Here is a 14311-nt window from a genome sequence, read left to right on the forward strand (position 1 = left end):
GCCCGCATATCCCTTCAGATATCTCGCAATGTCAAACAGCAGAGGAACAAAACAGACCGCAGTCGCCAATACCACTTGGCGCCAACAGCCAGCCCGTCCCGAATTTCCTTCCGCCCCGTCGCCGAGGCCGGAACCCTATCTAGCCATCCCGCGTTGCCCCGTCAAGACCAAAATCCCGACTTTCTTCCGCAGCAGCCTCAAGAGCCCCACCCGGTTCCGCCTCCCGGCTTCCCCGTCCCGCCCAGCGTCCCCGCCGTTCGGTGAAGCGGTATCTAGGGGGAGATGCAGACAGGGGCAAGCACAAAAAATCACCCGAGCCGCAACTTCGTTGCAACCAACTGAAGCACAACACTTTCCTCTGCCAGTTCCGCCACCCGCAACCGGCCCGGAACCCAGAACAGCCACAACCCGACCCGAATCTCCCATGGAATCGCAACAGCCCAGTGACGGAAGACGTTCCAACACGCGGGACAGGACAGGGGAACTGGAGGGCCAGGGAACCGGCCTCCAATCCGTTACCAAGTCCATCCTCCAGCGCCCGGCGGACCTGTCCTATTTGGCAACTAACCAGACCGGATCTGCTGGGGTAATCATCGCCTTGTTAGTGAGTGTGCCACTTGGCGTTTACCAGTGCGTGGGGGTGACCTTTGGTTGCCCCCTTCTGGTTGGTCCCTGATCGATCCTGAAAAGCCCGCCCTCCCAGGCGGGTTTTTTCCTGTGCATCTTCTGTGCATCTTACACGCAGAACAACGCGGATGTGCCTTCCCTACTTCCCCTGACCCTCTAGCCCGCAGCGGGCGCCTGCCGATGCAGCACCCGCACAGGGATGGGGTCAGGCAGTGGAGACCAGCCTTCGCGACCTTACTCCTTCGCGGTCTTGGGAACGGGGTGCGTGGGCGTGCCGTAAAGCCGCGGATCGACCGCGTTCAGCTGGCCCTCGTCGCTCGATATGGGCTGGGGCGAGGCGAGATATTCGAATGTCCCCTCGCCATCGGGCGTGGTGCCCGCCGACCAGCGGCCCTCGCTGCTTTCGGTGTCCTCCGAGCAGTTCCAGAACTGGTAGCTGACGCGCCCGTCCTCGAGCGACTGCGGGAAGTTCGAGGGCACGGGGGTTTCCTCCGGGCCGTTAGCGGCCGTTTCCTCTATGGCGGCAAGACACTGGTTCTGGTGCATGGTGTCGCGCGCGATCATGAAGGCCAGCATCCGCTTGACGCCCGGGTCGTTGGTCAGGTTAAACAACCGCGACACCTGCAGCCGACCCTGGCCTTCCGCCGTGACGTTGAACCGGAAGTCGGCCAGCAGGTTGCCGCTGGCAATGGTGTATTTCGCGTTCCAGGGATAGCCCACGCTGTCCGCGGGCATCGCCCCCGAGCCCGAGACTAAAGCGTGCTGCGGATTCATGCCGGCCACGATCACGTCCTCGACCCAGCTGCCGCCTAGCACGGCACCCACGACGCTGTTCCGGGCCGCATCCTCCTGCGCCTCGACGGGCGAGTTCTCCAGCAGACGCGCGATCATGGTGGCGAGCATCTCGACATGGGCGATCTCCTCGGTGCCGATGTCCATGATCATGTCCTTGTATTTCTGTGGGCCGCGGCAGTTCCAGCCCTGGAACAGATGGGGCATCATCACGCTCATCTCGCCCCATTGGCCGCCCAGCGGCTCTTGCAGCATCCTGGCGAGGACGGGGTCGGAACGTTCGGGCTTGGCGTCGAACTGAAGGTGCGACCGAGGCTCAACTGTCCCGCACCGCCTCGATTGCCCGGCAGCCACTTATGTTATGTCATTGCCGCATCACGCAGGGATCATTGGCCCCCTGCCCTCTCTCGAACGGGCACCCATGCTTGCGGACTTGAGTTCTGCGCGGCATCAGCTTCTGCTGATGTCTTGCAGACCTTTGTCTGAACCGCTGACAGGAGCGCGCCTTGCCGGACTTCCTCTTGCCTGTGCTGACGGCCGAAATGTGGCTTCCGCTTGCCAGCAGCCTGCTGACCGGCATGCTGATCGGGCTCGACCGCGAGCTGCAGGGCAAGCCGGCGGGGCTGCGGACACATACGCTCGTGTGCTTCGCCTCGACGCTGCTGACGCTTGCGGCCGCACATCAGGCGCAATGGACGGTCGATCTCCTGCCGGGCACGCAGGTCGTCTCGGATCCCACCCGCATGGCGCATGGCATCCTGACCGGCATTGGCTTTCTGGGCGCGGGCGTGATCTTCCGCGAAGGCTCGTCGGTCCACGGCCTGACGACCGCCGCGTCCCTCTGGATCGCGGCTGCCTTGGGGGTGGTCTATGGCGTGGGGATGTTCGGCGTGGCTCTGGTCGGCACGGTCGCCACGCTAGTCGTCCTGATCGCGCTGCGGCTTCTTTACGCGGTGCTGCCGCGCAGCTCGAGCCTGCGCCTGACGATCACCGTGGGCGAAGGTGCGGACCTTGACGCGGCTGCCGTCCGCCAGCTTCTGCGGACCCACGGCCTGCGCGACCAGCCCCTGAGCCAGAGCTACGATTCGCGCAACAAGACCATCCAGTTCACGACCTCGACCTACAGCCGCAATCTTTCCGGATGCGACCAGCTCGCCGAGGCCCTGCGCGCCCACTCGGCGGTTCTGGGCTACACGATGCTGCTGATCGAGGACACGGGCGCGACCGACTCGCCGGAACGGGACGGCTAGGCAGGAAGCCGACCGGGTCCTCCCTTAGCGCGCATTCATCACGGCCAGGATCGCACCCAGCGACCCCAGCGCAGACAGCAGCATGATGACCAGCAGAGAAGTGGCACCCGCGCCCGGCACCAGGAAATAGCCCGCAAGCGCCGCCAGCGCCGCGCCCCCCGCAACCGCCATCGCGCCGCCCAGTCCGCTGGCGGTTCCCGCAAGCTCGGGCCGCACGCTCATCATCCCGGCATTGGCGTTCGGCATCACCATGCCATTGCCCAGGCCCATGAAGGCGACAGCCCCGAAGAACATCAGGGGATGGTGCAGTTGCGCCAGGTCGGCCGTCAGCGACACCGCCAGGGCAGCCACCGTCACGACCGCGCCCCACAGGATCATCCGGTCCATGCCGACAAGGATCGACCAGCGGCCCGAGGCGAAGTTGCCCAGCAGATAGCCGATCGAGGGCGCGGCGAACCAGTAGCCCACCTCGGCAGGGGACAGGTGGAACACCGTCTCGCCGACAAAGGGGGCACCGCCCAGGTAGGCGAAGAAGGCCCCCGAGGCGAGCGTCGCCGCCATTGCATAGCCCCAGAACCGGCCCGACCGCGCCAGCACCGGATAGGCCTTGATCTGCGCCCGCAGGGACAAGCCGCCCCGCGCGGTTTCGCCCATATCCACCCAGGCCAGAACGAACACCGCCACTCCAAGCGCGAGCATGGCAGTGAAGCTCGCCTTCCAGCCCCACAGCTGGTCCAGCGCGCCGCCCAGGATGGGGGCCAGCATCGGGACGACCGACATCCCCATGGTGACATAGCCGATGCGGCTGGCGGCCGCGGGTCCCGCAACCATGTCGCGCACCACTGCGCGCGACAGCACCAGCCCCGTCGTCACCACCGCCTGAATCATCCGCATGACCAGGAACCAGCCCGCGTTCGGCGCCAGCAGCGTGCCCGCGCTTGCCGCAAGGAAGATCGCCAGCGCCCCCAGCATCACGGGCCGGCGTCCCCAGCGGTCACTGATCGGCCCGACCAGCAACTGGACCACCGCCGAAGCCGCCAGATAGGCCGAGACCGACAGCTGCATCAGCCCGTAATCGACGCCGAAATACCGTGCCATCCCAGGAAGGGAAGGCAGGAACACATTCATCGACAAAGCGGCGATGCCCGCCAGTGCCACCAGCGTCGCCATCTTGGGCGGGGTTCTCGTCCCAGTCGTGAAAGACAATCCATGCTCCCGAGGAAGATCAGGGCGGCATCCGTGTCGTGTCGCCAAACCGTTTTCTCACCCGGACCGAGCCACGAAGACAAGCCTGTGGCAGCCGGGCGACCTGCCCAAAGCCAGCAGTGCCAGCCCTCGGGTGCAGCCCGCGATGGCGTAGCGTCCGCTCTTGCCTTTGGGGGTCGCCTATGCCCGGGGGGCATGCTAGCCTTCGCCGCCCCGGGCCCGCATGGGTCTAGCGGACATTTCATTACCCGAAACCAAGCACTTCGCCCTTCATCCAAGAGATGCCATGTCAGTTCTGGAAGAAAACCTGCAGCAGCACTTCGCTGCGATCGTGGCGGGCTCGGATGACGCGATCGTCGCCAAGGATCTCAACAGCATCATCCTGAGCTGGAATCCGGCAGCCGAACGCATCTTCGGCTATTCGGCCGAGGAGGTGCTGGGCAAGCCGATCACCATCCTCATCCCCGAGGACCGCCAGCACGAGGAGGTGGACTTCATCGACCGCCTGCGCCGGGGCGAGCGGATCCAGCATTTCGAGACGCTGCGCCGCAAGAAGAACGGCGAACTGTTCCCGATCTCGGTCAGCATCTCGCCCATCCGGGACAGGAACGGGAAGGTCATCGGGGCGTCGAAGATCGCCCGCGACATCACGGCCCAGCGTCGCGCCGCCGAGCAGCAGCGCCTTCTGCTGTCGGAGATGAGACATCGCGTCGGCAACAGCTTCGCGATTGCCAGCGGGCTGCTGAGGCTCTGCGCGGACCAGGCCTCGGAGGTGGACGACTTCGTGGGGCTCATGCGCGGGCGCTTCCTTGCCCTCGCCGCCGCGCATTCCCTTGCCGCGCCAGCCACGGCAGAGGGAACGGAATCCTCCGGGGAAAGGCCCCTCGGCGCGCTTCTCGAAGCAATCCTTCAGCCCTTCACGGGACCTCTTCCTGCCGACGTCAGGGTCGAGGATGTCGTCGTCAGCGGTGCCGCCGTCACGCCTCTGGCGCTGGTGCTTTACGAACTCTGCACCAACTCGGTGAAATACGGGGCCCTGTCCCGGAAGAACGGACGCCTTGCGATCACCGGCACGCGCAAGGGTGATCGCCTCATCATCCGCTGGACAGAGGAATTCCAGAACCAGCCCCGGGACGAGCAGGTTTCCCGAAGCGGCTTTGGAACCACGATGTGCGAGTCGGCGGTAACGGACCAACTGGACGGCACGTTCCAGCGTGTCTTCACGCAAAGCGGGATGGAGGCCACGCTCGACCTCAACCTCCATCGCCTGACGGCGAAGACCTGAAGGCTTCCGGTCCGGCGAAGCCGGAATGCACAGGTGCAGAGGGCGCATCCAAACCCGGAATGCCTGTCGGACTTGTCTGTGGTGGCAAGGCATTCCAGGCAGAGCAAGCCTGCGCCTTTTCCGGGCAGATTCCGGAACAGCCATGGATCGTCAGTCCTGTCCTGCGCGTTGAAGCGCGATCACCATGGTTTCGGGCGCCCCGATCAGGCGCCTGGCGGCAATGCTCCGGCAAGGAATGCAGGGGCGGACCCTGTACATGGACCCATTCCACGAGGATGCCGGGCAATGTCCGACCTCGCTGCCCGACTGGAAAACGAGCTGACCGCCCTGAATCACGCTGCCCAGCGCGCGGCGGCCACCGCCCTGTCGCTGAACCACCCGCAGGCCGAGGCCCTAAGGATGATCGCCGCCTTCACCGAGCGCCTTGTCAAGGAAAGCGGCCCGTCCTCAAGCTTCAGGCAGTGAGGCGCGCTTGAGGGCCATCGGGGAACACGCAGCCCTTGGCTTGGATCAGCAAGGCACGGTGCCCTATATGCGCAACGCGCCCGCCGCCAGACCCACCAGTTCAACGATCAAGCGCCACCCACCGGTGGCATCCAACGGATCTCTCGGCCAGACCCCGAGGGCATAGCGGCTGAAATCCATTGATTATGGAAGTGGTACCCGAGGTCGGACTCGAACCGACATATCCTTGCGGATGGCGGATTTTGAATCCGCTGCGTCTACCATTCCGCCACTCGGGCACGCGCCTCAGCGATAGACTGACGCAGGCGCCGACGCAAGCGGCTCAGGCGCCGGCGAGCTTTGCCTGCCGTGCCAGGCGCAACCGGGCGAAGTCGTCGCCTGCGTGATAGGAGGATCGCGTCAGGGGCGTGGCCGACACCATCAGGAAGCCCTTGCCCCAAGCCGCTTTCTCGTAACCCGCGAACTCCTCGGGCGTGACGAAGCGGTCCACGCGGTGGTGCTTGGGCGTGGGCTGCAGGTATTGGCCGATGGTGATGAAGTCGATATCGGCCGCCCGCATGTCATCCATGACCTGCAGCACGCCCTGCCGGTCCTCGCCCAGGCCCACCATGATCCCGGACTTGGTGAACATCGAGGCGTCCAGTTCCTTGACCCGCTGCAACAGCCGCAACGAGGCGAAATAGCGCGCCCCCGGTCGCACGGTCGGATACAGCCCCGGCACGGTTTCCAGGTTGTGGTTGAAGACGTCGGGCCTCGCCTCGACCACGGTTTCCAGCGCTCCGGGCTTCGCCTTCAGGAAGTCCGGCGTCAGCACCTCGATGGTCGATCCGGGCGAGCGGTGGCGAATGGCGCGGATCGTCTGGGCAAAATGCTCGGCCCCGCCGTCGTCCAGGTCGTCGCGGTCCACGCTGGTGATCACCACGTGCTTGAGGCCCAGGGTCGCCACGGCATGGGCAACGCGGCCCGGCTCGAACACGTCCAGCGCGTCGGGCTTGCCCGTCGCCACGTTGCAGAAGGAACAGCCGCGCGTGCAGATCTCGCCCATGATCATCATGGTGGCGTGGCCCTGGCTCCAGCATTCGCCGACGTTGGGGCAGCCGGCTTCCTCGCAGACGGTGGACAGGCGGTTGGTGCGCAGGATGTCGCGCGTATCCTTGTAGCCCTGGCTGACAGGCGCCTTGACGCGGATCCAGGCGGGCTTCTTGGGCTGGTCCTGGTCGGGACGATGGGCCTTTTCGGGGTGGCGCAGGACCGGCGGCAGGTCGGACATCGGAAAACCTCGAAGGGTCGGAAGCGGCCATGCGGCCCGAACCCCGAGGTAGTCCTTTCCGCCGGGTTGATCAACCGGCGCGGCCGGGTGCCGCAGATCGGTCCCGCAACCTGTCAGCCGATCAGCGGCCCGCCCCGGCCGTAACGCTCGCGGTAATGCCGCTCCAGGCGCATCAGGGCCAGCCGCAGCACCACCTTTCCCGAGCGGGCGGACCATCCCAGCCGCCGTTCGGTCATCTCGATCCCTTCCAGAAAGCAGCAGACGCGCAGCACCAAGTCGCCCATGCCGGGGCCAAGCTCGCGCAGCGCCTCGGCCACGCGGCGGCGCGCGGCCTCGGACCCGCCTCCGCCAGCGCCGGGGACGAAGCCCGCGTCGATGCCCGCCGTCATGAAGCCGTCCCAGTTCTGGGTGACGCGCACGCCCATCTGCGCCAGCTCGAAATCCTCGCGCAGCCGCTCGCCCGCAGTCACCATGCCGCTGTCCAGGAAGGGCTGGCCGTTGGCGTCGCGGCGACGCGCGAGGACCAGCAACGGGCTTTCCGCGATGTTGACGCGCATCCGCCGCATCCCGTCGCCATCGGGATCGTCGAGGACGCGCTCCTCCATGATCCGGTGGGCCTGCGCGGCCTGAGGGCCGAAGTCGGGCATCTCGAAGGGCGCGGCCGCCTCGGCCATGCCGCCGGGGGCGTCCACGGGGGCCGCGTTGCCGAAATCGGCCGCGGTCGGCAGTCCCGCAGAGCGGCCGGTGACCATCGACTTCAGCGCCGCACGGCCCGCTGCCGTGATCGCGTGGCGGGTGATGCGGCCCTGCCCCACCAGCGCGACCCAGCCGCGCAGGGCCAGCGTCTCGGCCACGCGGCGGTCCAGCACGGCCGTGCGGATGTCGGCGCGGGTGACGATCGCCTTGTCCATTCCCTCGGCCACGGCCAGCACCGCGCCGGGCTCGGCCAGCCGCCGCAGGACGCGGCGCATCTCGGTGCGGTCCTGCTCGGTCATGGCATCCTGGCCGACCCGCTCCACAGCGCGGTCGATCAGGGGGTCGTCGCGGCGGTTCTCGAACCGGCGGATGCGGCGCAGGATGGTCGAGGCATGGCAGCCCGTCTCTCGCGCCAGTGCGCGGATCGACTCTCCTCCTTCGACATGGCGCAGGTAAAGCTGCGCATCCTCGGGCAGGGCCAGTCGAGGTACTGCCTCGGCCACCTCGGAGGCAAGCGGCAGCGCCGCCGCTTCGGCGGAAGCTCCGGGCAGCACCCCTTCGCAGGACCGCAGCGGGATCGCGGCAGCGTCGGCGAAATCACCCGTCAGTATCGTCATTTCAGCATTTCCCTTGTCATCCTCGGGCCGACCCGACCCTGGGTCCCGAACCTGTCCGAAAAGACAGGTCGGCCTTCATCTCGGTGAGGAATGGCTAAGAATCCCTAAAGATCATTAACCACGGCGGACGCTGCTGCCGCCGCTGGCGCAACATCGGCACAAGGCAGGCAAGACTTGGGGCATCACCCGACGCCCGGAGCCTCATGATGAGCCTGATGTCCAACGTCCTCGCCTTTCCCGCGCAGCCTGTCCTGCCGTCGCTGAGCCGTCCCGCCGCGCTGGTCCGCGCGGCCATTGCCGGCCAGGCGCAGTGGCGGCGCGACCGCGACCTGCGCCGCACCCTGCGCAGCGACAGCCTGCCCGGTCCCGGCCAGGCGCTGGCCCAGCTGCGGGCCGACGAGGACCGGATGAACGCCGCGCGCCAGGAAGGCGCGGCCGACTACGACCTGCATCAGCACGTCATGCTGATGATCGCGATCCTGGCCGAGTCGCGTCTGGCGATGGCGCAGCAGGCTCCCGGCCCGCGCCTGCGCGCGATCGGCTGAAAGCCCGGCCGATGCAGTCCTTTTAGCCAATTGACGCATGGTGCCTGCCGCACTAACGTCCGTCGCAATAAGACCGCCGGTCTGACAGGGATGGACGGGGAACGGGGCGAAGGCCGTCGTTCCCCGTTTCGTTTTTCCGCAGGTCTGCAGGCTGGTTGCCGCCTCCTACGCAAAGGTTACGGCGCGCCCGCTGACATGGCGCGGGACGCATGGTAACAGGGCCGCCGCGTACAGCCGAAAGGATCATACATGGCTCGCACCTCTTCTGCCGTTCTGGCAGCCCTGCTCGCGGCCGCGCCGCTGGCCGGCGCCTTCGCGCAGGCGCCTGCCGAACAGACCCCCGCCCCGGTGACGGCCCCCGCGGCCGAAGGCGCGGCCGCCCCTGCCGAAACTGCGCCGGCTGCCGAGGCCCCCGCACCGGCCGAAGCACCCGCGACCGCCGAGGCCCCTGCCCCCGCGGCATCGGACACCGCCGCCCCGGCTCAGCCCGCAGGCACGGCCCAGCCCGCAGCCCCGGCGCAGTCCGCAGGCACCGCCCCGGCGCAGACCCCGGCTCAGGACCAGGTCGGCAGCTACTACACCAAGTCGACCCACGGCGACTGGCAGCTGCGCTGCCTGCGCACGCAGGACGGCAAGGATCCCTGCGAGCTTTACCAGCTGCTGCGCGATGACCAGCAGACTCCGGTCGCGGAAATCTCGGTCGTTCCCTTCTCGGGCGAGGCGGCGGCGATCATGAACTTCGTCGCGCCGCTGGAAACGAACCTCGAGGCCGGCATGGGCCTGCAGATCGACGCCGGCAAGAACAACCGCTATCCCTTCATGGTCTGCGCGCCGATCGGCTGCGTGTCACGCATCGGGATGTCGCAGGCGGAACTGGACAGCTTCAAGCGCGGGAGCAAGGCCACCGTCTCGCTGCTGCCCTTCGGCGGCACGATGGAGGAAAACCTTGTCCGGCTGAACGTGTCCCTGTCCGGCTTCACGGCAGGCTTCGACGAGCTGGTGAAGGTGCTGGAAGCGGCGAAATAAGCCAGGCACCGCAAATAAAAAAGAGGCGTCCTAGGGCGCCTCTTTCGATTCAGAGGGTCGCGATCACTCTTCCAGCGACAGCGCGACGAAGCGCGGCTCTCCCTGGCGGCGGATCAGCACAAGGACCGACTGCCGGCCAGCCTCGCGCGCCTCGGTGATGCGGGCGTTCAGGTCGTCCAGGCTGGTGACCGGCTGCTGGCCCGCCTCGACGATCAGGTCGCCCGTCTGCAGCCCCTTGGCCGAGGCGTCGCTGGCGGGATCGACGTCCTGCACCACCAGCCCCGACGTGCCCTCGGGCACCTGCAGCCGCGTGGCCAGTTCGGGCGTCAGCGGCGCCAGCGTCATTCCGAGCACCTGGCCCGGAGCGCCCGGCTGGCCGCTGCCGTTCTGCTGGCCGGTGCCCTCGGCATCCGCCAGTTCGCGCCGGCCCAGCGTGACCTTCAGCGTCACGGGCTTGCCGTCACGCAGCACGGTGACGTCCACCGCATTGCCCACCGGCGCGTCCGCCACGCGGCGCACCAGGTCGCGGGTGTCCTTGACCGGGCCGCCCGCGAAGGCCGTGATGACGTCGCCCGCCTGGATGCCCGCGTCGGCCGCAGGACCCGCCGGAACATCCGTCACCATCGCGCCGCCTTCGGTTTCAAGGCCGAGCGATTCGGCAATGTCGGGGCTCACGTCCTGGATCTTGACGCCCAGCCAGCCGCGCCGGGTTTCCCCGAATTCCTGCAACTGCTGCACGACGCCCTGCACCACGTTCGAGGCCATCGAGAAGCCGATCCCGATCGAGCCACCGCTGGGCGACAGGATCGCGGTGTTCACGCCGATGACCTCGCCCTGCAGGTTGAACAGCGGCCCGCCCGAGTTGCCCCGGTTGATCGCCGCGTCCGTCTGGATGAAGTCGTCGTAGGTCCCCGTCAGCGCCCGGCTTTTCGCCGAGATGATGCCGCTGGTGGCCGAGAAGCCCTGCCCCAGCGGGTTGCCCAGCGCCAGCACCCAATCGCCCACGCGGGCCGCGTCGCTGTCGCCGAAGCTGACGAAGGGCAGCGGGTTTTCCGCCTCGACCTTCAGCACCGCGATATCGGTCGTCGGGTCGGTCCCGACCAGAGTCGCGGGCAGGCGGGCACCCGAATAGAACTCGATCTCGATCTCGTCGGCGCCCTCGATCACGTGGTTGTTCGTGACGATCAGCCCGTCCGCCGAGACCACGAAGCCCGACCCCAGCGCATTCGAGCGCTGCTGCATCTGCGGCCCGCCCGGGCCGCCGAAGGGCGATTCAGGACCGCCGGGGATGCCGAAGTCCCGGAACAGGTCCGAGAAGGGGCTGCCCGGGGGAAGGCCGGGGAACTGGTTCACCGGGCGCGAGACGATCGCAGTCGTGGTAATGTTCACCACGGCGGGGCTGACCTGCTCGACGATATCGGCGAAGGTCTGGGGCATGACCGCCGTGGCCGCGGCCACCTGGTCGCCCGCGGGCCGGGTCGGATCGGCGGCCTGGGGCACCTCCCCGGTCGCCGCCTGGCCGGGGACCGTCGTTGTCTCGGGGGTCTGAGAAGGGGCCGCCTGCGCCGGCTGGACCGGCTGCTGCTGCGCGGGCTCAGGCTGCGTCTGGGCCTGCTGGGCATATGCCGGGGCAAGGGCCAGCGACAGCGCCATGACCGACGCCGTCACGCCAAGCCGGGACATGAGCGAGTTGAAGTTCATCAATTATCTCCATGACTTGGCCGGCAGACGCAGTCCCCGGCCGGCCCCGGGGGCATGCCTCGCATATGTGTCAGCCGTTGCCCGAAGGCAACGCATCTTTGCGTCATCAGGTCGTGAAAACCGTTTCGCTCTTGACGAGCTTTCACCACGGTTTCCCCGGCACATGCAAAAAGGCGCGACCGCTGGGCCGCGCCTTTCGTCAACTTCCTTGCGCCGGGGTCAGTTCCCGGCGGGCGCCGGTTCCACGGGATCGGCCGGGACAGCGGCGGGCGCCTGCGCTTCCTCGACGGGCGGCTCGGCCAGAACCGCCGCGCCCGTGACCGGATCACCGGCCGAAGGCGCCTGCGGAACGCCGGCAGCCGGAGCGACCGCGCCAGCCGACGCGCCCTGATCCCCGGCGGTGGGCGCAGCGGTCGGGGCTGCGCCGCTTTCGCCATCGACCGCCTCGTCCACGCCGATGATCTCGCTCAGACCCTCGGCAGCGGCGGCGGTCGCCTCGGCCTGGGCCGCGGCAGCGGCGGCCTGCGCGGCGGCTTCCTCGGCCACCTCGCTGATCGAGGGTGCCTCGGGCGGCACGGCGGCGGCGACCTCGGGCGGCACGGCGGTCGGGTTCACCCCAGTGTCCGAGCCGGTGCCCAGATAGGCGAAGAACTCGCCCGTCGGGTTGATCACGATCGAGCTGTTGCCCTGCTGCAGCGCCCGCTCATAGGCGGTCATCGAGCGGGTGAAGGCAAAGAACTCGGGGTCGCGGCCGAAAGCCTCGGCATAGATGGCGTTGCGCTGCGCATCGGCCTCGCCGCGCACGATCTCGGCCTTGCGGCGAGCATCCGAGGTCAGTTCCACCACGGTCCGGTCGGCGGTGGCGCGGACGCGCTGCGCGGCCTCGCCGCCGCGGGCGATCTCGTCGGCGGCCTCGCGCTCCCGTTCCGCCCGCATCCGGGCGTAGGTCGCGGCGAGGTTCTGTTCCGGCAAGTCGGTACGGGTCAGGCGCACGTCAATGATCTGGATGCCAAGGGCATCCGCCTCGTTCCGGGCCGCGTCGCGGATCTGCGCCATCAGCGCGGTCCGGTCGTTCGACAGCACCGTGGTCGAGGGGACCGCGCCAAGCACGCCGCGGATGGCGTTGGTCATGATCCCGCCCAGGCGCTGCTGGGCGAAGTCGATCCCGCCCTCGCCCACGGCGCGGCGGAAGGTGACGGCATCGGCGATCTGCCAGCGCGCGAAGGCGTCCACCACGAGGCGGCGGTCGTCCAGCGGGGTGACCTCCATCGGCTCGGTCTGCAGGCCGAGGATGCGCGCATCATAGCGCACCACGCGGTCGATGATCGGCAGCTTGAGGCCGAGGCCCGGCTCCTCGCGGACGGTCACGACCTCACCGAAGCGCAGCACCAGCGCCTTTTCGCGCACGTCCACGATATAGACAGAGGCCATGATCGCGACCGCAAGAACGACGACCAGCGGCAGGGCCAGGATTGAAAGGGTACGGCGCATCAGTTGGTCCCCGTCTGCGGAGTCGTCGTGGTCGGCGTGGCGGTTCCGGCGCTGCCGGCCCCTGCGTTCGCGCCGGTGCGCGGCGCGGGGGTGCTGTTCAGCTGGTTCAGCGGCAGATAGGGCACCACGCCCTGCCCGGCCTCGCCGTCGATCAGCACCTTGTCCACATTGCCCAGCACCCGCTCCATCGTTTCCAGATACATCCGGCGGCGGGTCACGTCGGGCGCCTTGACGTATTCGTCATAAACCGAGTTGAAGCGCGCGGCCTCACCCTGGGCGCTGTTGACGGCCTGGGCGCGATAGGCCTCGGCCTGCTCGACCAGCGCGGCGGCCTCGCCTCGAGCGGCGGCCAGGACGCGGTTCGCATAGGCGTCGGCCTCTTTTTCAAGCCTGTCGCGTTCCTGCTGGGCGGCCTGCACCTCGCGGAAGCTGTCGATCACCTCGGCGGGCGGATCGGCGCGGCCCAGGTTCACCCGCACCACGTTGATGCCGGCCTGATAGCTGTCCAGCGTCGCCTGGATCGCCTGTTCCAGGTCGGTGGCGATCACGCCTCGGTCGCGGTTCAGGATCGGCGCCAGTTCGGTCCGCGCCACGATGTCGCGCATGGCGCTTTCGGCGACGGCACGGATCGTGCCTTCGGGGTCAGCGAGGTTGAACAGGAATTGTTCCGGGTTCGAGACGTTCCAGACGACCTGATAGGTCAGATCCACGATGTTCTGGTCGCGGGTCAGCATCAGCCCGCTGTCCATCGGGTCGCGGCCGGTGCCGATGTCGATGGTCCGTTCGCGCGTCACGCCGATGATCTGGTAGGTGACGAAAGGCCAGGGCGCGAAGTTCAGACCGTCGTCGCGCACGGCATAGGGCTGGCCGAACAGCAGCTCGACCGATTTTTCTGACGTGTCCACCTGGTAGATGCTGGCGAAAGCCCAGAGCGCCACCGCGCCCAGCGCGAAGATGCCCCACTTGCCGCGGTCCATCCGGGGAAGCTCGCGGCGCGGACCCCTTGGCCCGCCGGTGCGGCGCGCGCCGTCGTCGCGCCCGCCCATCAGGACCCGCAACCGGTCCTGACCCTTGCGCATCAGTTCCTCGATCTCGGGGATCTGATCGGGCCGCTTGCCGCCAGGCGGCGGCTGCCCGGGTCCCTGCTGCCCCCAGGGACGTTGGGGTTCACCCCGTTCGGGTCTCGGCGCTTGCGGGCGTGGTGGCCGTTCGTCGTCCCCGCCGTTGCCGCCGCCCCAGGGTCCCTGTTGTGCCATTCGTAAGCCTTTCGTCCAATTCAAAGCCTTAACTAAGGACCATGCCGGTCACGACAAGGCCTTGCGACCCGCACCTTCGCGTAT

At 67.9% G+C, this 14311-nt stretch carries 11 protein-coding genes, 1 tRNA gene and 1 pseudogene; 5 read left to right on the forward strand and 8 right to left on the reverse strand.

What is annotated here, in order from left to right:
• Nucleotides 1-861 precede the first annotated feature (861 nt).
• Nucleotides 862-1773 (reverse strand): manganese catalase, encoded by a 912-nt coding sequence (locus BLQ03_RS07575; protein WP_090754499.1) that lies wholly within the window; start codon nucleotides 1771-1773, stop codon nucleotides 862-864.
• Between the two features lie 152 nt (nucleotides 1774-1925).
• On the opposite strand from BLQ03_RS07575, the gene BLQ03_RS07580 reads away from it, so the two are divergent.
• Nucleotides 1926-2669 carry an MgtC/SapB family protein gene (locus tag BLQ03_RS07580; RefSeq protein WP_245688725.1) on the forward strand — a complete coding sequence of 248 codons (744 nt, stop codon included), beginning with the start codon at nucleotides 1926-1928 and terminating at the stop codon, nucleotides 2667-2669.
• A 24-nt stretch (nucleotides 2670-2693) separates the two neighbouring features.
• Here BLQ03_RS07580 and BLQ03_RS07585 read toward each other — a convergent pair whose 3' ends face one another.
• Entirely contained in the window at nucleotides 2694-3839 is a 1146-nt protein-coding gene (locus tag BLQ03_RS07585; RefSeq protein ID WP_090754501.1) for a multidrug effflux MFS transporter, read from the reverse strand.
• A gap of 322 nt (nucleotides 3840-4161) precedes the next feature.
• Here BLQ03_RS07585 and BLQ03_RS07590 point away from each other — a divergent pair, with 322 nt between their 5' ends.
• Nucleotides 4162-5160 carry a PAS domain S-box protein gene (locus BLQ03_RS07590; protein WP_217629680.1) on the forward strand — a complete coding sequence of 333 codons (999 nt, stop codon included), beginning with the start codon at nucleotides 4162-4164 and terminating at the stop codon, nucleotides 5158-5160.
• Nucleotides 5161-5445: 285 nt separating this feature from the next.
• A complete protein-coding gene (locus tag BLQ03_RS07595; RefSeq protein WP_090754505.1) occupies nucleotides 5446-5625 on the forward strand; it encodes a hypothetical protein in 180 nt (59 codons plus the stop codon).
• A gap of 192 nt (nucleotides 5626-5817) precedes the next feature.
• On the opposite strand, the gene BLQ03_RS07600 is transcribed toward BLQ03_RS07595, so the two are convergent.
• The 3 genes from BLQ03_RS07600 to BLQ03_RS07610 form a co-directional block, all read right to left on the reverse strand.
• Nucleotides 5818-5903: transfer RNA gene (locus BLQ03_RS07600), tRNA-Leu, on the reverse strand.
• A 44-nt stretch (nucleotides 5904-5947) separates the two neighbouring features.
• Nucleotides 5948-6895: a lipoyl synthase gene (gene lipA / locus BLQ03_RS07605; RefSeq protein WP_090754507.1), complete on the reverse strand. Its 948-nt coding sequence runs from the start codon at nucleotides 6893-6895 to the stop codon at nucleotides 5948-5950.
• 113 nt (nucleotides 6896-7008) lie between these two features.
• A complete protein-coding gene (locus BLQ03_RS07610; protein WP_245688727.1) occupies nucleotides 7009-8208 on the reverse strand; it encodes a DUF6456 domain-containing protein in 1200 nt (399 codons plus the stop codon).
• 215 nt (nucleotides 8209-8423) lie between these two features.
• On the opposite strand from BLQ03_RS07610, the gene BLQ03_RS07615 reads away from it, so the two are divergent.
• Nucleotides 8424-8753 (forward strand): DUF6477 family protein, encoded by a 330-nt coding sequence (locus tag BLQ03_RS07615; RefSeq protein WP_245688729.1) that lies wholly within the window; start codon nucleotides 8424-8426, stop codon nucleotides 8751-8753.
• Nucleotides 8754-9002: 249 nt separating this feature from the next.
• Nucleotides 9003-9779 carry an invasion associated locus B family protein gene (locus BLQ03_RS07620; RefSeq protein WP_245688730.1) on the forward strand — a complete coding sequence of 259 codons (777 nt, stop codon included), beginning with the start codon at nucleotides 9003-9005 and terminating at the stop codon, nucleotides 9777-9779.
• 63 nt (nucleotides 9780-9842) lie between these two features.
• Here BLQ03_RS07620 and BLQ03_RS07625 read toward each other — a convergent pair whose 3' ends face one another.
• The 3 genes and pseudogenes from BLQ03_RS07625 to hflK all read right to left on the reverse strand — a co-directional run bounded on the left by BLQ03_RS07625 (nucleotide 9843) and on the right by hflK (nucleotide 14227).
• The gene (locus BLQ03_RS07625) at nucleotides 9843-11216 is read right to left on the reverse strand and encodes a Do family serine endopeptidase (RefSeq protein ID WP_245688753.1); all 1374 of its coding nucleotides are present in this window, start codon (nucleotides 11214-11216) and stop codon (nucleotides 9843-9845) included.
• Between the two features lie 900 nt (nucleotides 11217-12116).
• Nucleotides 12117-12911, reverse strand: a pseudogene (gene hflC / locus BLQ03_RS19175) (protease modulator HflC); the annotation flags it as partial.
• A gap of 59 nt (nucleotides 12912-12970) precedes the next feature.
• A complete protein-coding gene (gene hflK, locus BLQ03_RS07635) occupies nucleotides 12971-14227 on the reverse strand; it encodes an FtsH protease activity modulator HflK (RefSeq protein ID WP_090754509.1) in 1257 nt (418 codons plus the stop codon).
• Nucleotides 14228-14311 lie beyond the last annotated feature (84 nt).

Origin of the sequence: Paracoccus chinensis, assembly GCF_900102885.1 — a bacterium.
GTDB lineage: Bacteria > Pseudomonadota > Alphaproteobacteria > Rhodobacterales > Rhodobacteraceae > Paracoccus > Paracoccus chinensis.